At 63.7% G+C, this 18,627-nt stretch carries 19 protein-coding genes; 8 read left to right on the forward strand and 11 right to left on the reverse strand.

Annotation, left to right across the window (positions count from 1 at the left end; genetic code table 11):
- Positions 1 to 7: 7 nt before the first annotated feature.
- From BLR92_RS09205 to BLR92_RS09220, 4 genes are all read right to left on the reverse strand, one after another.
- A complete protein-coding gene (locus BLR92_RS09205; RefSeq protein WP_089727773.1) occupies positions 8 to 1,138 on the reverse strand; it encodes a mandelate racemase/muconate lactonizing enzyme family protein in 1,131 nt (376 codons plus the stop codon).
- A gap of 41 nt (positions 1,139 to 1,179) precedes the next feature.
- Entirely contained in the window at positions 1,180 to 2,697 is a 1,518-nt protein-coding gene (locus tag BLR92_RS09210; protein ID WP_089727775.1) for a tripartite tricarboxylate transporter permease, read from the reverse strand.
- 10 nt (positions 2,698 to 2,707) lie between these two features.
- On the reverse strand, positions 2,708 to 3,154 hold the full coding sequence (locus tag BLR92_RS09215; RefSeq protein WP_089727777.1) for a tripartite tricarboxylate transporter TctB family protein: 447 nt from the start codon (positions 3,152 to 3,154) through the stop codon (positions 2,708 to 2,710).
- 68 nt (positions 3,155 to 3,222) lie between these two features.
- Positions 3,223 to 4,230 carry a tripartite tricarboxylate transporter substrate binding protein gene (locus BLR92_RS09220; RefSeq protein WP_089727779.1) on the reverse strand — a complete coding sequence of 336 codons (1,008 nt, stop codon included), beginning with the start codon at positions 4,228 to 4,230 and terminating at the stop codon, positions 3,223 to 3,225.
- A 189-nt stretch (positions 4,231 to 4,419) separates the two neighbouring features.
- On the opposite strand from BLR92_RS09220, the gene BLR92_RS09225 reads away from it, so the two are divergent.
- Both BLR92_RS09225 and BLR92_RS09230 read left to right on the forward strand, forming a co-directional pair.
- A complete protein-coding gene (locus BLR92_RS09225; protein WP_245704159.1) occupies positions 4,420 to 6,162 on the forward strand; it encodes an IlvD/Edd family dehydratase in 1,743 nt (580 codons plus the stop codon).
- Positions 6,159 to 7,232 (forward strand): Ldh family oxidoreductase, encoded by a 1,074-nt coding sequence (locus tag BLR92_RS09230; RefSeq protein ID WP_217636559.1) that lies wholly within the window; start codon positions 6,159 to 6,161, stop codon positions 7,230 to 7,232. Before BLR92_RS09225 ends, BLR92_RS09230 begins: the two co-directional genes overlap by 4 nt.
- Here BLR92_RS09230 and rph read toward each other — a convergent pair.
- A complete protein-coding gene (rph, locus tag BLR92_RS09235) occupies positions 7,229 to 7,978 on the reverse strand; it encodes a ribonuclease PH (RefSeq protein ID WP_089727781.1) in 750 nt (249 codons plus the stop codon). The genes BLR92_RS09230 and rph overlap by 4 nt on opposite strands.
- A 138-nt stretch (positions 7,979 to 8,116) precedes the next feature.
- Here rph and BLR92_RS09240 point away from each other — a divergent pair, with 138 nt between their 5' ends.
- A complete protein-coding gene (locus tag BLR92_RS09240; protein ID WP_089727782.1) occupies positions 8,117 to 8,980 on the forward strand; it encodes a YicC/YloC family endoribonuclease in 864 nt (287 codons plus the stop codon).
- Positions 8,981 to 9,177: 197 nt separating this feature from the next.
- On the opposite strand, the gene nadS is transcribed toward BLR92_RS09240, so the two are convergent.
- The 5 genes from nadS to BLR92_RS09265 form a co-directional block, all read right to left on the reverse strand.
- Positions 9,178 to 9,462, reverse strand: a complete 285-nt coding sequence (gene nadS, locus BLR92_RS09245) for a NadS family protein (protein ID WP_089727783.1) — start codon at positions 9,460 to 9,462, stop codon at positions 9,178 to 9,180.
- 1 nt (position 9,463) lies between these two features.
- Positions 9,464 to 9,796 (reverse strand): type II toxin-antitoxin system RelE/ParE family toxin, encoded by a 333-nt coding sequence (locus BLR92_RS09250; protein WP_089727785.1) that lies wholly within the window; start codon positions 9,794 to 9,796, stop codon positions 9,464 to 9,466.
- Positions 9,797 to 9,867: 71 nt separating this feature from the next.
- Positions 9,868 to 11,046: an MFS transporter gene (locus tag BLR92_RS09255; RefSeq protein WP_089727786.1), complete on the reverse strand. Its 1,179-nt coding sequence runs from the start codon at positions 11,044 to 11,046 to the stop codon at positions 9,868 to 9,870.
- Positions 11,043 to 12,092 (reverse strand): dihydroorotase, encoded by a 1,050-nt coding sequence (gene pyrC, locus BLR92_RS09260; protein WP_089727789.1) that lies wholly within the window; start codon positions 12,090 to 12,092, stop codon positions 11,043 to 11,045. Before pyrC ends, BLR92_RS09255 begins: the two co-directional genes overlap by 4 nt.
- Before the next feature lies 1 nt (position 12,093).
- Positions 12,094 to 13,305, reverse strand: coding sequence for an MFS transporter (locus BLR92_RS09265; protein WP_089727791.1), 1,212 nt, complete (start codon positions 13,303 to 13,305; stop codon positions 12,094 to 12,096).
- 115 nt (positions 13,306 to 13,420) lie between these two features.
- Here BLR92_RS09265 and gmk point away from each other — a divergent pair, with 115 nt between their 5' ends.
- From gmk to thpR, 5 genes are all read left to right on the forward strand, one after another.
- The gene (gene gmk, locus BLR92_RS09270; protein ID WP_089727793.1) at positions 13,421 to 14,068 is read left to right on the forward strand and encodes a guanylate kinase; all 648 of its coding nucleotides are present in this window, start codon (positions 13,421 to 13,423) and stop codon (positions 14,066 to 14,068) included.
- Positions 14,069 to 14,162: 94 nt separating this feature from the next.
- Complete coding sequence (gene rpoZ, locus BLR92_RS09275) at positions 14,163 to 14,417, forward strand: DNA-directed RNA polymerase subunit omega (RefSeq protein ID WP_089727795.1); 255 nt, start codon at positions 14,163 to 14,165, stop codon at positions 14,415 to 14,417.
- A gap of 71 nt (positions 14,418 to 14,488) precedes the next feature.
- Positions 14,489 to 16,624 (forward strand): bifunctional GTP diphosphokinase/guanosine-3',5'-bis pyrophosphate 3'-pyrophosphohydrolase, encoded by a 2,136-nt coding sequence (spoT, locus tag BLR92_RS09280; RefSeq protein WP_089727797.1) that lies wholly within the window; start codon positions 14,489 to 14,491, stop codon positions 16,622 to 16,624.
- A 101-nt stretch (positions 16,625 to 16,725) separates the two neighbouring features.
- Positions 16,726 to 17,115 carry a RidA family protein gene (locus BLR92_RS09285; RefSeq protein WP_089727799.1) on the forward strand — a complete coding sequence of 130 codons (390 nt, stop codon included), beginning with the start codon at positions 16,726 to 16,728 and terminating at the stop codon, positions 17,113 to 17,115.
- A 7-nt stretch (positions 17,116 to 17,122) separates the two neighbouring features.
- A complete protein-coding gene (gene thpR, locus BLR92_RS09290) occupies positions 17,123 to 17,635 on the forward strand; it encodes an RNA 2',3'-cyclic phosphodiesterase (RefSeq protein ID WP_089727800.1) in 513 nt (170 codons plus the stop codon).
- Positions 17,636 to 17,684: 49 nt separating this feature from the next.
- Here thpR and BLR92_RS09295 read toward each other — a convergent pair whose 3' ends face one another.
- On the reverse strand, positions 17,685 to 18,560 hold the full coding sequence (locus tag BLR92_RS09295; RefSeq protein ID WP_089727802.1) for an SDR family oxidoreductase: 876 nt from the start codon (positions 18,558 to 18,560) through the stop codon (positions 17,685 to 17,687).
- Positions 18,561 to 18,627 lie beyond the last annotated feature (67 nt).

Raw genomic sequence — 18,627 nt, forward strand, 5'->3', positions numbered from 1 at the left:
TGGCGAATCAGGCCCAGTCATCCAGCGCAAAGCGCTCGAGCGCCTGCTCGTCGAAGCCGAAACCCAGGCCCGGCTCGCGCGGCAGCAGGATACGCCCATCCTGCGTTTCCAGTTGCCTGTCGATGAGGCGGCGGAAGTTGAGCACCTGGTCATCGGGGAAGAACTCGACGAACTGGCCGTTGGCCGCCGATCCAACCAGATGAACGTGCAGATCGTGAAACCAGTGCGGGCACAGGTTGACGCCGTAGCTCGCCGCCGTCGCGCCGATGCGCCGGTACTCGCTGATACCGCCGCACACGGCGGCATCGGTCTGTAGGATGATCGCGGCGTCCTTGTCGAGCAGTTCCTTGAAGCGCCAGCGGCCGGCCTCGATCTCCCCGGTCGCCACCGGGATGTGGGTATTGGCGGATAGCCGGGCGTGATTGTCGATATCGTCGGGGCTGAATGGCTCCTCGATCCAGTAGGGGTTGTAGGGCTCGTAGCGCTCCATGAAGCGCATCGCCGTCGGCAGGTCGCTCCAGGCATTGTTGGCGTCGAGCATCAACAGCACATCCGGGCCGATCGCCTCGCGCGCCGCCTTGATTCGCGCTTCCTCGCCTTTGGGGTCGAGGCGCCCCACCTTCATTTTCACGGCCTTGAAGCCCTGCTCGACATAGCCGGCCAGCTCCTCGCCGAGTTTTTCCGGTGTCTTGCCATCCAGGTAGTAACCGCCGGATGCGTAGGCCGGCACGCTGTCTTCATAATAGCCGCCGAGGAAGCGATGCAGTGGTAGATTCACCGCGCGCGCATTGCGATCCCACAGCGCGATATCGATGATGCTCAAGGCGCGCATCGCCGCCCCCGAGCGGCCATGCAGGATTCCTTCCCGGTACATTTTCTCCCACAGCCCCTCGACGCGCAGGGCGTCCTCGCCGATCAGCATCGGCGCGAACAGCTCGCGAACGCCGTGGGTCACGAGGCTGCCGGCGTTGCTGCCGCCATAACAGAAACCGATGCCCTCGGCGCCGTCATCGGTCCTGACCCGGACGATGGCGTAATCGCGGTGATGCACCTGGCGCGTCGAAAACGACGTCGGGTTGTCGAGCGGGACACGAATCGTTCTGGCGTCGATGGAGTGAATCTTCGATGGTAGCGACATTGTTTTCCTTCCTGAGCGATTGTTTGAGGCGCGGAGGCTTTTCAGAGGTTACGAGGGCCGGAACTTCTATAACGGAGTTTTTTGGCGAGCCCGAAGATCGGCGTCGCCTGAAGTATGGAAAACAGTGCAATCGCCAGCAGCACGGCGGAAATTGGATTCTCGAGGAAAATCATCCAGCTTCCCTGACCGATCAGCATGGATTGCTGCAGGCTGGCGTCCAGTATCGGGCCCAATATCAAGCCGATGACCAGTGGCGCCGTGGGTATCTTGAACTCGTCGAATGCGAAGCCGATCATGCCGAATACCAGCATCAGCATGATGTCGAAGTAGGAGTTGTTGAGGGCGAACGACCCGACCACCGCCAGCACCACGATGATGGGAGCCACGACCCGGTTGGGCACCTTGGTCACCGAGACGCATAAGCGGGTAAACAGCAGGCCGACAATAAAGAGCGCAATGTTGGCGAAGAGTACCGCCCATAACAGGGTGTAGGTGATTTCGGCATGATCGGTCATCAGGGTCGGGCCCGGCAGAATCCCGTGGACCATGAACGCGCCCAACAACACGGCGGTCGATGAGCTTCCCGGAATGCCGAGGGCGATCGTCGGCACCAGCGCGCCCCCCACCACGGCATTGTTCGCGGCCTCGGGCGCCGCGATGCCGGCAGGACAACCCGTGCCGAATTCGTGTTTGTTCCTGGCGAAACGCTTCGCTTCGTTGTAGGCAAACCAGCACGCCGTATCGCCGCCCGTGCCGGGAATCAGGCCGGTCATCACGCCGATGCCGCCCGAGCGAACGATATTCGGCAGCAGTGCCCGGAACTCCTTGAAGCGCGGCAGCATGCGATCGGCTATCGAACTGACGGCGGCGTCCTTGTTGGCATCGCCCTGGAGGATCAGTCGGATCGCCTGCGGTATGGAGAAAAGCCCGATCAGCGCGACCGTGAAGGGCACCCCCGAAAACAGGTTCAATTCGCCGAAGGTAAAGCGCGGCGTGCCCGTGGTCGGGTCCATGCCGATGGTGGCGATAAGCAGGCCGAGCACGCCGGAGAACAGACCCGCGATCATCGCGCCACTCGATAGCGAGCCGACGATGGTGATGCCGAGAACGGCCACGGCGAAGAGTTCCACCGGGCCGAAGTGCAGCGCGAGGCTGCCCAGCAAGGGCGCGAAGGTCAACAGCACGATGGAGCTGATCACACCGCCGATCAGAGAGGCGGTTAGCGATATGCCCAGGGCCTGCCCGGCCTTGCCCTTCATCGCCATGGGGTAGCCGTCCATGACGGTCGCCGCCGCCGCCGGAGTTCCCGGCGTTCGCAGCAGGATCGCCGCGATGGAACCACCGTACATGGCCGAGAGATACAGTGCCGCGAGCATGCTGATACCCGTTTCGGGCGGCATCGCGAAGGTCAGCGGAAGCAACAGCGCGATGGCCATCGTCGCCGACAGGCCCGGCATCGAGCCGACGACGATACCGATCAGTGTTCCTGCCACGATGGCCAGCAGATTGGCTGGATCGAAAACGTTGAGAAGCCCGGCGAGAAGAAACGATTCGGTCATGGAAAGCGCCTCATGAGCCCGGATAAAGGAGGATCGGCATTTTCAGGAAATAAATGAAAATTGCCCAGATAACGAGCGTGACCGTGGCCGTGATAACGATCGTCCATAGCCAATGAATCGGCCGGAGCACCACGAGCACGACGAGCAGAAAGACCGGCGTGGCAACCAGGTAGCCGATCGTCTGAATAGACCAGGCATAGGCGAATATCAGCACGATAAAAGCCACGCCAAGCAGGATGGCGCGCGGCTCCACTTTCGGAAAAATCGTCAGCTCGCCCTGCGCCGAGGCTTTTCTCCAGGACATCAGCACTTGCACGATCAGCATGACCGAAAGCAGGATCAGCACAGCGCCGACCACATCGGGAAGCCGCGAGGCGGCGATGCGATAATCGGCGGCCTCGACTCTAAAGAAAACGGCCAATGCGATCGCTGCGATAGCGACGAGAATACGCCCCATAATCAAGACTCCCAGCGCCCGGAAAGGAAATGGCCGGGGACGGATCCTGCCTGCCCCCGGTTAGCGCATCAGCTACCCGAACCTTGGACCTCGTCCTTGATCTCGTCCCATACCTCGATGAAGCGTTGCTCTTGATCCTGAAGGTAAGCCGTGTACTTCTCGGGGCCCATGAAATCGATGTTCATCGCCCGGTCCGCCGCGGCCTTCTGGAACTCGGGGTCTTCGGTCACCCGCTGCAAGCCATTGGCGAGTTGCTGGCGTGCTTCTTCGGATAGACCCGCCGGGGCGCTATAGCCGCGCGAGGAACCCGCCACGACATCGTAGCCAAGCTCCTTGGCCGTCGGGACATCCGGCAACGATGGCAAACGCTCTTCGGCAAATACGGCCAGCGCGCGAAGGTTGCCGGCTTCGATCTGCGGATAGGTAATGCCGACGTTATTGAAGCTGGCATCGATCTTGCCGCCCATGGCCGCGGTCCAGGACGGGCCGTCACCCTGGAAGGGAACTGTCTGGAATTCCACGCCCGCCTCCTTGGAGAGGATGATCGTCGAGAACCAGTCGTCGCCGCCGACCCCGGAATTGCCGACCGTCACGGTGCCGGGATTTTCCTTGGCGGCGTTGATGAGATCGTCAAAATTCTTGTAAGGGCTATCCTTCGCGACCACCACGACACCGGGGTCGGTGACGATATTGGCGATGGGCGTCAATTCGCTGATGTCGTAGGTAATGGCCTCATTCATGATGTAGTTGGTCATCAGCATCGGCGTATTGGTGATGCTGATGGTTTCACCGTCCGGCTCGATCTGCTTGGCCAGCCGGGTCCAGGCGATCGCGCCGACGGCCCCCGGTTGATACTGATTGACGAAGTTGACGCCCATTTCATCGGCGAGAAAAGGCTGCACGAGCTGCGCCAGCGCATCGCTGCCACCCCCTGGCTTGAAACCCATCAGCACGGTGACTTCGTCGCCGCCGACATAGTCCTGCCCGGCTTGGTCTTCCTGCGCCAGCGCCGTGGAAAAACCCATCACGGACGCCAACAGCCCCGCCGTGGTAGCGGCCAATATCCTGGTTTGCATAAAGCGACTCCTCTCATTGTTTTGTTGCTTTCCCCAAACCCAATGGCAACCATAGATACTGTTCTCGCAAATTGTCAATAATATTGTTGACGATTGTTCCAATGCATTATATTGCTAGGCATGGAGGCGCCAATAACGGGCCCAGGGTTCGTTGGCGGATTGCATGAAAAAACAAGAGGAGGGAGGCGAATGGCACCGATGGACAGCGGTGAACGCGGCATGCGCAAGGGCCTGACGAGCTACGGCGATGCAGGTTTTTCGCTCTTTCTACGCAAGGCCTTCATCAAGGGCATGGGCTATTCCGACGACGCCCTGGAGCGCCCGATCATCGGCATCGCCAATACCTACAGTGGCTACAATGCCTGCCACGCCAACGTTCCCGATCTCGTCGAGGCGGTCAAGCGCGGCGTGATGCTGGCCGGCGCGCTACCCGTCGAGTTCCCGACGATATCCATCCACGAAGCCTTCTCGCACCCGACCAGCATGTTCCTGCGCAACCTCATGGCGATGGACACGGAGGAACTGGTCCGCGCGCAGCCGATGGACGCCGTGGTGCTGATCGGTGGTTGCGACAAGACGGTACCCGCCCAGTTGATGGGCGCGGCGAGCGCGGGAATCCCCGCCGTGCAACTCGTCTCCGGGCCGATGCTGACCGGCAGCCATCGCGGCCAGCGCGTAGGCGCCTGCACCGACTGCCGGCATTTCTGGGGGCGCTATCGCGCCGGCGAGATCGACGATCGCGAGATCGCCGAGGTCAACGACCAACTGGTGCCGACCGGCGGAACCTGCGGCGTGATGGGTACCGCCAGCACCATGGCTTGCGTCGTCGAGGCGCTGGGCATGATGGTGCCGGGTAGCGCGACCGCACCGGCGGTCAGCGCCGATCGACGGCGTATCGCCGAAATGAGCGGCCGTTGCGCCGTGCAACTGGCGGCGCGGGGCACCACGCCCGAGCAGATCATGACCCGCCAGGCCTTCGAGAACGCCCTGACCGTGCTGCTGGCGATCGGCGGATCGACCAACGCCCTCGTGCACCTGACGGCAATGGCCGGGCGGCTCGGCATCAAGGTCGACCTGGACGCCTTCGACCGCATCGGGCGACGCGTGCCGGTGCTCGTCGATCTCAAGCCATCCGGCAAGCATTACATGCAGGATCTGCACATGGCCGGCGGCCTGACGACGGTGCTGCGCGAACTTAAGCCGCTACTGCATCTCGATTGCTTGACCGTCAGTGGCAACACGCTGGGCGAGGAGATCGATTCGGCACCGGATTCGTGGGCCCAGGAAATCGTCGCGCCGCTCTCATCGCCGGTTTATCCCCAGGGTGGCATCGCCGTGCTGCGCGGCAACCTCGCGCCCGGCGGGGCGATCGTCAAGCAGTCGGCGGCCACGCCGGGCCTGCTGAAACACACCGGCCGCGCGGTGGTCTTCACCTCGATCGAGGATCTCACCACGCGCATCGACGATCCCGATCTCGATGTCACAGCCGACGATATTCTCGTCTTGCAGAACGCCGGGCCGAAAGGCGCACCGGGGATGCCCGAGGCAGGCTATATGCCGATCCCGCGCAAGCTCGCCAACCAGGGGGTCAAGGACATGGTACGCATCTCGGACGCGCGAATGAGTGGCACGGCCAGCGGCACCATCGTTTTGCACATCGTGCCCGAAAGCGCCGAAGGCGGCCCGCTGGCGCTGGTGCGCGATGGCGACACCATCGAACTCGATGTCGCGACACGCAGACTCGAGCTTATGGTCGCCGAGAGCGTGCTTGAAGAGAGACGCGCCGAATTCACCCCGCCGCGGCATGCCGGCGCCGAGCGCGGCTACAAGAAGCTGTTTCTCGACAGTGTGCTGCAAGCCGACGAGGGTTGCGACTTTGCCTTCCTCGTGCCCGAGACGAACGACGTCACGCCGAGAGGGAACGCGTCGTGAGCGATCGTCGGCAAGCGCGCATCGCGGCGGATGCGCTTCAAGACGTGTGCCAAGCGGCGTTGTGCTCGGTGGGTCTCGCCCCGGCGTATGCCGCCATCGTCGCCGAGACGCTCGTCGAGGCCGACCTCCTCGGCCATTCGACGCATGGCGCGGCGCTGCTGCCCCGCTACCTGAAGGAACTCGAAGAAGGCCGGATGGCGCGCGATGGCGAGCCGGCGGTGATCAAAGACACTGCCGCGAGCGCTGCCTGGGATGGCCATTACCTGCCCGGCCCGGTGCTGGTTCGCCGGGCACTCGACCAGGCCAGCGAACGTGCGGTTCGTTATGGCATTGCAACGGTGGCCATCGGGCGCAGCCACCACATCGCCTGCCTGGCTGCCTATCTCAAACGGATCACCGACCGGGGGCTGATCGCGGTTATCGCCAGCTCGAGCCCGGCGACACGCTCGGTGGCGCCGTTCGGCGCCGTCGAGGGCGTTTATTCTCCCGACCCGATAGCCGCCGGCTACCCGACCGAGGGCGACCCGGTGCTGATCGATGTCAGCATGTCGATCACCACCAATAGCCTGACCTCGCAACTCGCCAGCGCGGGAGAAAAGCTCGCCCACCCCTGGCTGATCGACGCCGACGGCAACCCGAGCGACGACCCGAGCCTGATCGGCGACGGCTGCGGCGCCTTGCTGCCGATGGGCGGTTTCGATCATGGTCACAAGGGCTTCGCGCTGGGGCTTCTCGTCGAGGCGCTGACATCGGGGCTCGCTGGCCTTGGCCGAGCCGACGAACCGACCCGCTGGGGGGCGTCGGTGCTGGTCATGGTCATCGACCCGAAAAGCCATGGTGGGATAGAAAGCCTCAAACGAGAAACCGGCTTTCTCGCCGATGCCTGCCGAGCCGCCAGCGTAGCCACCGGCAAGCCCGCCGTGCGTTTACCCGGCGAGCGCGCCCTCGCCCTGCGTCAGGAGCAACGAGAAAACGGCGTGCTGCTCAGCCACGCCGCGCTCGAAAAACTCGAGGGTTGCATCGCGCCTGATGCCTGGGCAAAGGCGGGCATCGTTAGCAGCGAGACCTAGCCTCTCAGGCCCAGCGCCTCGCGCTGATGCGCGAACAACTGCGCGCCGGCGCTCTCGGCCAGATCGAGCATGGCGTTGAGCTCGCTGCGTCCGAACGCCGCCGCCTCGGCGGTGCCCTGCACCTCGATCAGCCCGCCGCTCTCGGTCATCACCACATTCATGTCGGTATCCGCGCCGCTGTCTTCCGGGTAATCCAGATCGGCTACCGGCGTGCCCTTGAAGATGCCCACCGACACCGCGCTGACCAGTTCCTTGAACGGATCGGTCTTGATCAGCTTGTCGCGCTGCAAATGGCGAATCGCATCGACCAGCGCCACGCAGCCGCCGGTAATCGCGGCGGTGCGCGTGCCGCCATCGGCCTGGATCACGTCACAATCGACGGTGATGGTGAACTCACCGAGCTTCTTGAGGTTCACCGAAGCGCGCAGCGCGCGGCCAATCAGACGCTGAATTTCCAGCGTGCGCCCGCCCTGCTTGCCGCGTGCGGCCTCGCGCGGGCCGCGGGTGTGCGTGGCGCGCGGCAGCATGCCGTACTCGGCGGTGATCCAGCCCTGACCCTTGCCGCGCAACCAGCGTGGCACGCCGGCCTCGACGCTGGCGTTGCACAGCACCTGGGTATCGCCGAACGACACCAGCACCGAGCCCTCGGCATGGCGGGTGTATTCGCGAATCAGTCGGATCTCGCGGATCTGCTCGGGCTGTCGCCCGCTTGGGCGCCTGGCTGGATGCCCAGTACTTGAATGCATAGCGTCTCTCGAAAATCGGTTCATGGCGTGGGGAATCAAACGTCGGTGCGCCATTCTACACGCTCGCTCACGCGCTTGAATCCGTTACACTGGCTGCGTACCGATTCACGGCTCTGGCCATTCATTCGAGGAACTCGCATGACCCATAGCATGACCGCCTTCACCCGGCAGACCATCGAGGCCGACTGGGGCAGCCTGCAACTGGAACTGCGCTCGGTGAACCAGCGCTATCTGGAGCCGCACTTCCGCCTACCGGAAGCCCTGCGCGACCTGGAACCGGCGTTTCGTGAGGCACTCAGGAATCGCCTGGCGCGCGGCAAGGTCGAATGCACGCTACGCTTCGAACCCGCCGCCGGCGGCGAATCGCTGGCGGTCAATCGCACGCGCCTCGCCGAGCTGGCCCGCGCGCTGCATGAGGTACGTGCCGAGGTGCCCGACGCCGAGATGCCCAACGCCCTGGCGCTGCTCGATCATCCCGGCGTAGTGGAGTCTCGTGGCGCCGACCTGGAAACGGTTCAGCGCGAGGCCCTGGCGCTGTTCGATACTGCTCTGAACGACCTGATCGCCGGGCGCGCCCGCGAGGGCAAGCGCCTCGCCGAGTTGATCCAGAGCCGCCTCGACGGCGTGCGCATCCAGGTCGCCGAGGTGCGTGCCTTGCTGCCAAGCATCCTCGAGCGCCAACGCGCGCAGCTTCTCGAACGTCTCGAAACCCTCAAGGCCGAGCTCGAACCGCAGCGCCTCGAAGCCGAGATCGCCCTGCTCGCCCAGAAGGCTGATGTCGATGAGGAACTCGACCGACTGGAGACCCACGTCACCGAAGTCGAGCGCCAGCTCAAGCAAAAGGGCCCGGTCGGTCGGCGTTTGGATTTTTTGATGCAGGAGCTCAATCGCGAGGCCAATACGCTATCGTCCAAGGCGGTGGTCGCCGAGAGTACCCGCTGCGCGGTGGAACTGAAGGTGCTGATCGAGCAGATGAGGGAACAGATTCAGAATATTGAGTAGCGCTCACCAACTCCAGGCCACGCATAAAATGTTTTACTTATGCAAACAATATCGGACGTAAGTCTATCAAAGACTACGAAAATCTTCCTCAAGCTACTGACAACTAGAAAGTAAATTTGGGAGTCAGTCCCAACAGCGTTGGGACTGGCATATAAGCTGCCAGCCCACCCTCTCCTGATTCAATACTGCGTCTTCTTTCAGTGAGCGATTAGTTCACGGTAAAAGTCTGGGTTGTCTTGTATCGTGGATAATACCTTGGCGGCGAGGCCCGTCGGATTTCGGCGCTTACCTTCCCAGCTTTTGACAGTATCTACACTGGTGCCCAACGCGTCGGCAAACTCTACCTGGGAAACATTGAGCTTGGCGCGAATGGCTTTGACATCAGCCACTTCATGGCGAGTGACACGAGCGGGGTTTTTCCGGCCTTGCTTAATGTCTACGGCTTCTTCCAGGGAAGACTTGAGTTCATTGAAGATGCTCATGTTACACCTCATCTTTCAGCTGTTTCGTTAACGACTTCAATGCCGCCTTTTCTGCTTTTGTTAGGCTGTCCTTCGTGCTTTTGGGGTAGGCAAGCACGAGATAGATAACGTCCTCTATTGCCAAGAAATAGATCACTCTTGCGCCACCACTCTTGCCTTGCCGGCCCGTCGCCATACGGATTTTGCGTAGGCCGCCTGTTCCCTGGATGAGGTCACCCTTGTCGGGTTGGGCGATCAGCTCTCGCTGCAAGTCCTTTAATTCATCATCTGTGGCGATCTTTTGTACCTGACTGGTGAAGGTAGAGGTCTCGATAAACTCAATGGCATGCGACACTCGCGACAAACTCCTTTTCCTTATTTACAGAATAGGAGTACATAGTACACCTTGTCAATGACTATGCGATGTCAGGCGCTTTCCACCGCCGCAGCCCGATCCACCCACAACCCCACATAGAAAATCACCAAGCCACCCGCCGCCAGCGCGGCGCCGACCAAGCCAGTCGACGACCAGGCGAAACCGAGCTTGACGGTGACACCAGCGAGCAAGGCGCCGAGTGCATTGGCGCCATTGAAGGCGGCGTGATTGAGCGAGGCGGCCATGGTCTGGGCATCCTCGGCGACGTCCATCAGGCGCGTCTGCAACGCCGGGCCCAGCGCCATGCTGGTGCCGACCAGGCCGACGAAAAACATCCCCAGCCATATAGAATTGGCGGCAAAGTAGAACAGCCCTTGAACGACCAGGCACCAGATCAGAATGCCGGGAATGGCGCGCAGCAGGTTCTTGTCCGCCATGCGTGCGCCGGCCAGATTGCCGACGATGGTGCCGACGCCGAAGATCACCAGCACCAGCGGCCCCAGCGCCTCGGCCATGCCGGCCTGCTCGGTCAGCGTCGGCATCACGTAGCTGAATATCGCAAACATGCCGCCGAAGCCGATACAGGCCACGCCCAGGGTGAACAGCACGCGCTGCTTGACCAGCGCCGACAGCTCGCGGCGCGGGCTGGCCAGAGGGTTGGCGGGCTGAAAGGGCACCCAGAGCCCGATCAGCAGCGCGGTGAGCAGGGCGATGACGCCCACCCCGGCGAAGGCGACCTGCCAGCCAAGCAGATTGCCGGCCCAGGTGGCCAGCGGCGCGCCGATCAGGATCGCCGTGGTCAGCCCAAGCATCACCCGGCTTACCGCGCGGGCACGCTCGTCGATCGGTACCGCGGCAGCGGCGACCAGCGCGGCGACGCCGAAATAGGCGCCATGCGGCAGCCCGGCGAGAAAGCGCAGCAGCACGAACGACCAGAAATCCGGGGCGAAGGCGCTGGCGATATTGCCGATGGCGAATACCAACATCAGCGCGATGAGCAATCCACGCCTCGGCACGCGAGCGGCCAGCGCGGAGATCAACGGTGCGCCCACCACCACGCCGAGGGCGTAGCTGCTGATGGCGTAGCCGACATCGGGCACGGCGACCCGAAGATCGCTCGCCACCCGGCTCATCAGCCCCATGATAACGAACTCGCCGGTACCGATGCCGAAACCACCCAGCGCCAGGGCCAGCTCGGCCAGGCGCGGGCGAGAGAGGGTCAGGCTCAAGCGTCTTTCACCGACCAGGTTAGCGTCTCGCCGGCGCGAAACGGCACCAGACGCCGCTCACCGTCGCCGATCGACTCGGGCACCGTCACCGGCTCGCGAACCAGTTCGATGAATTCCGCGTTGGGCGCCAGCCCGTAGAAGGCCGGCCCATTGAGCGAGCAGAACGCCTCGAAATGCTCAAGCGCGGCCTCTTCCTCGAACACCGTGGCGTAGACCTCGAGCGCGGTGGGCGCATTGAATACCCCGGCGCAGCCGCAGCTCGTCTCCTTGGTGCTGGCCACGTGTGGCGCCGAGTCGGTGCCCAGGAAAAAGCGCGAGTGGCCGCTGGCAATGGCCTCGCGCAGCGCCTGCTGGTGAACGTTGCGCTTCAATATCGGCAGGCAATAGAGATGCGGGCGAATGCCGCCGACCAGCATGTCGTTGCGATTGTGCGCCAGGTGCTGCGGGGTGATCGTCGCCGCCAGGAACTCGTTGCCCTCGCTCACGTACTGCGCCGCTTCACGGGTAGTGATGTGCTCGAAGACCACCTTGAGCTCGGGGAACTGACGGCGAATGTCTTCCATCACCTCGTCGATGAAGACCTTCTCGCGATCGAAGACATCCACATGGCCGTGAGTCACCTCGCCATGAATCAACAGCGGCATGCCGATGCGCTGCATCGCCTCGAACAGCGGGTAGATCGCCTGGACGTCGCGGATGCCGTGGGCGGAATTGGTCGTGGCGTTGGCCGGATAGAGCTTGGCGGCGGTGAACACGCCGTCATTGTAGCCGCGCTCGAGCTCATCGGCGGTCACGCTCTCGCTCAGGTAGCAGGTCATCAACGGCGTGAAGTCGTGCCCTGCCGGCAACGCGGCGACAATCCGCTCGCGATAGGCGCGAGCCGCCACCACCGTGGTCACCGGCGGCGCCAGATTGGGCATGACGATGGCGCGTCCATAGCGCGCGCTGGTGTAGGGCAGCACCCTCGCCATCAGCTCGCCGTCGCGCAGATGCAGGTGCCAGTCGTCGGGGCGGCGGATGCGTAGCGAGGTAGCGGGGGCGGTCATGTCAGGACTCCGGGTGAGATGAATGGGTCGATGTAGACGAACGACGTCTTAACAATAATACCAGTGCGGCGGCCGCCAATAATGCGACGAATCCGGAAAATCCCACGCCGGTGGCGGAAAGGCCGATGACACGCGCCGTCAGCCCGATACCCAGCACCGGGATCGACAGCGCCACATAGGTCACGACGAAGAACGTCGAAGTCACCGCGCCGCGTTGGTTGGCCGGGCTTGCCGCCGTGACCGCGCCGAGCCCGGCGCGAAAGGCGATGCCCTGGCCCAGCCCGACGATCAGCGCACCCGCCACGAAGCACCCCAGCGAGGCGAGCCCGATACCCACGCCGACCAGCCCCGCGCCGACGATGACCACGCCACAGCCCAACGGCAAGCGGTTGCGCTCGACCAGGCGACCCTGCAGGAACTGCCCGAGCGTGGAGGCGAAGAACACCACGCCGGCGACGAGGCCGATCAGCGCCAGATTGGAATAGCCCAGCACCTCGCCCATGAAGGCCGGCGCGGTGGCGGTGAAAAAGCCCAGCACCGCGAATCCCGCGAAGCCGGCGATCGCCGCCGGTAGAAATACCCCGCGTACTTCGGCGGGTATGTTCAGGCGCTGTAGCCGCAAGCGCGGATGCGGCGGTCGCTCGACCGTTTCCGGGGCCAACCACACGGCGACGAAGGCCAGCGCCAGTAACCCCAGGTGCCCGGCGTAGGCAAGATGCAGCGGCCATGGCGCAGTCTGCCCCAGCAGGCCGGCGACGACCGGCCCCAGGCCCAGCCCGCCCATGTTGGCGGCGGTGGCGACGAAGGTCGCCGAACGTTGCCAGTGGCGTGGCGCCAGCTCGATCACCGCCACGGTCGCCGTGCCGGTGAAGACACCGGCCGAAACACCCGACAGCACGCGCCCGGCGAGTAGCCCGCTCAGGCCATCGCTGACCAGAAACAGGCCATCGCTGAGGGCGGCGGCGACCAGCCCGGCGAACAATAGCGGGCGCCTGCCGACCTGGTCCGACCAGCGCCCGGTGCCGATCAGTGCAGCGATCACGCCGACCGCGTAGGCGGCGAAGATCACCGTGATCATCAATTGCGAAAAGCCGAAGCGCTGCTGATAGACAGGATAGAGCGGTGTCGGCAGCGTCGCGCCCAGCATGACCGTCAGAAAGGCGAAGGCCACGCCGCAAAAGGCCAGTCGCGAGGAAGGCGACGGATGAGTCATGAGCGTCCTTGTTCGAGGGCCGAATGCGACAGTGTAGAGCCAGCGCCGCATTATGCGATAATGCGCGCTTTCCCGCAGCGGCTCGACTCAACCGCGCAATCGGATATTGGAACTCATGTCACAAGGTAGCTTCAATAACGGCACGCTCTACATCGTTTCCGCGCCTTCCGGGGCCGGCAAGACCAGCCTGGTGCGCGCGCTGCTCGAGCGCCTCGACGCTATCCAGGTGTCGGTGTCGCATACCACGCGGCCGATGCGCCCCGGCGAGGTCGACGGTATCAACTACCACTTCGTCGATGTCGCCACCTTCGAGCGGATGATCGCACGCGGCGACTTCTTCGAGCATGCCCAGGTGTTCGACAACCACTACGGCACCTCGCGCCCGGCGGTACAGGCATTGCTTGCCGCCGGCCAGGACGTGATTCTCGAGATCGACTGGCAGGGCGCGCGTCAGGTGCGCGCGCAGATGCCCGAAGCGGTGTCGGTGTTCGTGTTGCCGCCCTCGCGCGAGGCGCTGCATGAGCGCCTGTCGGCGCGCGGCACCGACGACGCCACGGTGATCGCCCGGCGCATGCGCGACGCGGTCAGCGAGATGTCGCACTTCGACGAGTACTCGCACATCGTCATCAACGACGATTTCGCTACCGCCGTGGCCCAACTGGCCGGCCTGGTGCTCGCCGAGCGTGCCAAGCTGACGCGGGTTCGCGAGCGTCACGGGGCGCTGCTGGCGGCGCTCTTGTCAGGTATCGAAGGGGTCGAGTAAACTGATGGGTCCCTACCCCGCGATTTCAGGGGCTGTGCGTCGTACCAGCCTCGTCACGCTGTTTCACTTTATCGGCAAATTCAGGAATACGTTCATGGCGCGAGTTACCGTAGAAGATTGTCTCGATCACGTCGAAAACCGCTTCAAGCTGGTGATGATCTCCACCCAGCGCGCCCGCCAGTTGGCACGCGGTACCCGTGACGCCCAGCTGCCCTGGGAAAACGACAAGCCCACCGTGATGGCGCTGCGCGAAATCGCCGCCGGCCAGATCGATGAAAACGTTCTCAACGAGCCGGTCGAGGCGCCGGTACGCATTCGCCCGGAACCCAGCGCTGAATTCGACGCCTGAGCTCGACGCCATTCGTTCGACTCAGCGGCTGACGAATCATCAGGCGATGTTTTACAGGATAGGCGCGCCGCATGTTCACCATCGATGACCTGGCCGACCGCCTCGGCGGCTATCTCCCAGCGGACGAGATCCAGCAGGTCAAGCGCGCCTTCTATTACGCCGAGCAGGCCCACGACGGCCAGCGGCGACGTTCCGGCGAGCCCTACGTCACCCACCCCCTCGCCGTCTCCAATATCCTCGCCAACATGCACATGGACCATCAGAGCCTGATGGCCGCCATGCTGCACGACGTGATCGAAGACACCGGTATCTCCAAGGATGCGTTGTCCGTGCAATTCGGCGAACCGGTGGCGGAGCTGGTCGATGGCGTCTCGAAGCTGACCCAGATCACCTTCGAGGACAAGGCCGTCGCCCAGGCCGAGAACTTCCAGAAGATGGTCATGGCGATGTCCAAGGACATCCGGGTGATCATCGTCAAGCTCGCCGACCGGCTGCACAACATGCGCACGCTCGGCGCGCTGCGCCCCGACAAGAAGCGCCGCATCGCCCGCGAGACGCTGGAGATCTACTCGCGGATCGCCAGTCGCCTGGGCATCAACACCATCCGCGTCGAGCTCGAGGACCTGTCGTTCCAGGCCCTGTATCCGATGCGCGCCGAGCGCATCAAGCGCGCCGTGTCCAAGGCGCGCGGCAATCGCCGCACGATGATCCGCCAGGTGCAGACCAGCCTGCAGCATTGCCTCGACGACGATGGCCTGCCCGGCACCGTGGTCGGCCGCCAGAAGCATCTGCTGTCGATCTATCGCAAGATGCGCGATCAGCGCAAGCCGTTCGCCGAGATCATGGACGTGTTCGGCTTTCGTATCATCACCGAGGACGTCGACACCTGCTATCGCATCCTCGGCGCGGTGCACAACCTCTACAAGCCGGTCCCCGGACGCTTCAAGGATTACATCGCGATCCCCAAGGCCAACGGCTATCAGAGCCTGCACACCACCCTGTTCGGCGCCAGCGGCATACCCATCGAGGTGCAGATCCGCACCCGCGAAATGGAGGCGATGGCCAACAACGGCATCGCCGCGCACTGGCTGTACAAGGCCGGCCAGACCGAGCGACCGATCGCCGCCGGCAGCCATGCGCGAGCGCGCGAATGGGTGCGCGGGCTGCTCGAAATGCAGCGCCATGCCGGCAACCCGCTGGAGTTCATCGAACACGTCAAGAACGACCTTTTTCCCGACGATACCTACGTGTTCACGCCAAAAGGCGACATCATGGAGCTGCCGCGCGGCGCCACTGCGGTCGACTTCGCCTACGCCGTGCATACCGACATCGGCAATAGCTGCATCGCCTGTCGCATCGACCGTCACCTGGCGCCGCTGTCGAGCCGCTTGGAAAGCGGCCAGACGCTGGAGATCATCACCGCGCCCGGCGCGCGCCCCAATCTGGCCTGGCTAAGCTTCGTGATCACCGCCAAGGCACGTTCGGCGATCCGCCATGCGCTCAAGCACCAGCAGCGCACCGAGTCGATACAGCTCGGTCGGCGGCTGCTCAACAAGGCCCTCGCCGACTTCGAGACCAGCCTCGAGGAACTGCCTCAGGGTCAACTGGCAGGACTGCTCGACGAGTTCGAAATCAAGCACGCCGACGACCTGCTCGAATCCATCGGCCTGGGCACGCGCATGGCCTACGCCGTGGCCCGCCGGCTTGCCGAATCACAGATTGCCGGGGGACTTTCCGGCACCGTGACCGGCAGCGGCCAGGACGGCCCGGTGGTGATCAGCGGCACCGAAGGCATGGTGCTGAGCTTTGCGCGCTGTTGCCACCCGTTGCCCGGCGACCCGGTGATCGGCCACCTGTCGGTGGGCAAGGGCATCGTCGTGCACCGCGACGACTGCCGTAACATCAATGAGTTGCGCAACGACCCCGAGAAGCTCTTCAGCCTGGAATGGTCGGCGGAAATCAGCGGCGATTTTCCGGTGGCGCTGCGCATCGAAATGGAAACCCGGCGCGGCATGGTCGCCGAACTGGCCAGCCTGGTCACCGACGCCGATGCCAACATCGAGCGCATCGGCATCGAGGAGCGCGACGCGCGGCTATCGATCGTCAATCTGACCCTGGCCGTGCGCGATCGCGTGCACTTGGCACGAATCATCAAACGCATGCGCAACCTGCACCACATCGGCAAGATCAACCGCGTCCACAACTGAATCGCTGCCATCGCCCCGCCGTGCACTACGCGGCGGGGCGATGGCTTTTGTTTTTCACTGAAGCACGACAACCGGGCATAACCGCAACCAAGGAGTCACTCATGAGCAACAAAGCCGTGATCAACACCGACAAGGCCCCCGCCGCCATCGGCCCTTATTCCCAGGCGATCAAGGCCGGCAATACCGTCTACCTGTCCGGGCAGATTCCGCTCGACCCGCAGACCATGGATCTGGTTTCCGACGATTTCGAGGCCCAGGCACGCCAGGTCTTCACCAATCTCACCGCCGTCTGCGAGGAAGCCGCCGGCTCGCTCCAGGATATCGTCAAGCTCAACCTCTACCTGGTCGACCTGGATAACTTCGCCATCGTCAACAAGGTCATGGAGGAGTTCTTCAAGGCGCCCTTCCCGGCGCGCGCGGCGGTCGGCGTCAAGGCCCTGCCCAAGGGCAGCCAGGTGGAAGCCGAGGCGGTCATGGTCATCGGCGACTAGATCTTCCATGCGACTGTTCTTCGCCCTGTGGCCCGATGACGCGCTGCGTGGGCGACTCGCGGCGCTGGCCCGCGATACCCAGCGGGATTGTGGCGGACGCCCCACGGCGCCCGCCAAGCTCCACCTGACACTGGCCTTCATCGGCGATGTCGCTCCCGAGAGCGCCGATGCGCTGGCGGCACTCACCGCCACGCTGCCCTGCCCGGGTGGGGAATGGACCCTCGACCGCCTCGGCCACTTCCGCCGCGGCGGTATCGCCTGGGCCGGCAGCCAGGCGCCTTCGCCGCCCCTCGAAGCGCTGAATCGGCAGCTCTGCCGGGCCCTCGTCAGCCTGGATCTGGCAACGCCATCCCAGCGCTTTCTGCCTCACGTGACCCTGCTACGCCAGGCGCGGAGGGCTCCTGTGAGGAGCCTCTCCCCGCCCCTGGCATGGCACTATAGGCGAGTCGCACTGGTGCATTCCCGCTACGCCGATGGCCGCCATGATTACGTCACGCTGGCCCGCACGCCGCTGCCTTGATCGACGTTATCGATCGGCATATGGGAATTCGCTAGCTTGCCACGTCGCCTCAGGCCTTTTCCGGCTCGATCCGGCCTTCGCTGGCCAGCACCTGGGCATAGCCCTCGCGGAAGGTCGGGTAACGGAAGCGATAGCCGGTTTCACACAAACGCGTGTTATCGCAGCGTTTGCTGGAACGCCGCCGCAGCGGCGACTGGATCGTTTCGACGGATTCGACCTTCAAGCGCTTGGCCAGCCAGGTCATCACCTCATGCAGCGGCACCGGCTCGCAGTCGCTAGCCAGATACAGATCGTCGAGGCTCTCGCCACCCAGGGCCAGCTCGATCAAATGCGCCAGCACGCCGGCACAGTCGTCACGATGAATGCGATTGGAGTACATTGGAGGCGTGGCGGCGGCGATTCGGCCTTCGCGCACCTGGCGAATCAACCGGTCGCGGCCCGGGCCATAGATACCCGAGAAGCGCACCACCGTACCGGGTAGCGGGTGTTCGATCAGCGCGCGTTCCGCCTCGAGCATCAATTGGCCGGAAAAGCCGGTAGGCTGAGTCTCGGCAGCCTCGTCGACCCGTTCGCCATCCTGCTGAGGATAAACGCTGGTCGATGAGACGAAGAACACCCTGGCCGGCGAGTGCGCGCGATGACTGAACTCCGCCAGCACCGCTTTGAGGCCATCGGGGTAGGCCGCTCGATAGGCGCTCTCTTCGAAATGATCAGCACTCGCCACATAGACGACGATATCGGCGTCGGGCAGGGCCGCGAGGGCGCCCTCGGCGTTGATATCCAGTGCCAGCGGCTCGATACCGTGGCCTTTGAGGGATTGAGGATGGCGCCGAACACCTATCACCCGGTGTCCCGCCTCGATAAGCTGTTGGCCGAGCGTCGTGCCGATGTCGCCGCAGCCGAGAATCAGACTCGTCTTCTTCACCTTTACCTGGCTCCTTGGTAAAACGAACCTTAACCCATCGTTTCGACAGGATGCCCATCCGGGCCGA

The organism is Modicisalibacter muralis (assembly GCF_900102945.1).
GTDB classification, from domain to species: domain Bacteria; phylum Pseudomonadota; class Gammaproteobacteria; order Pseudomonadales; family Halomonadaceae; genus Modicisalibacter; species Modicisalibacter muralis.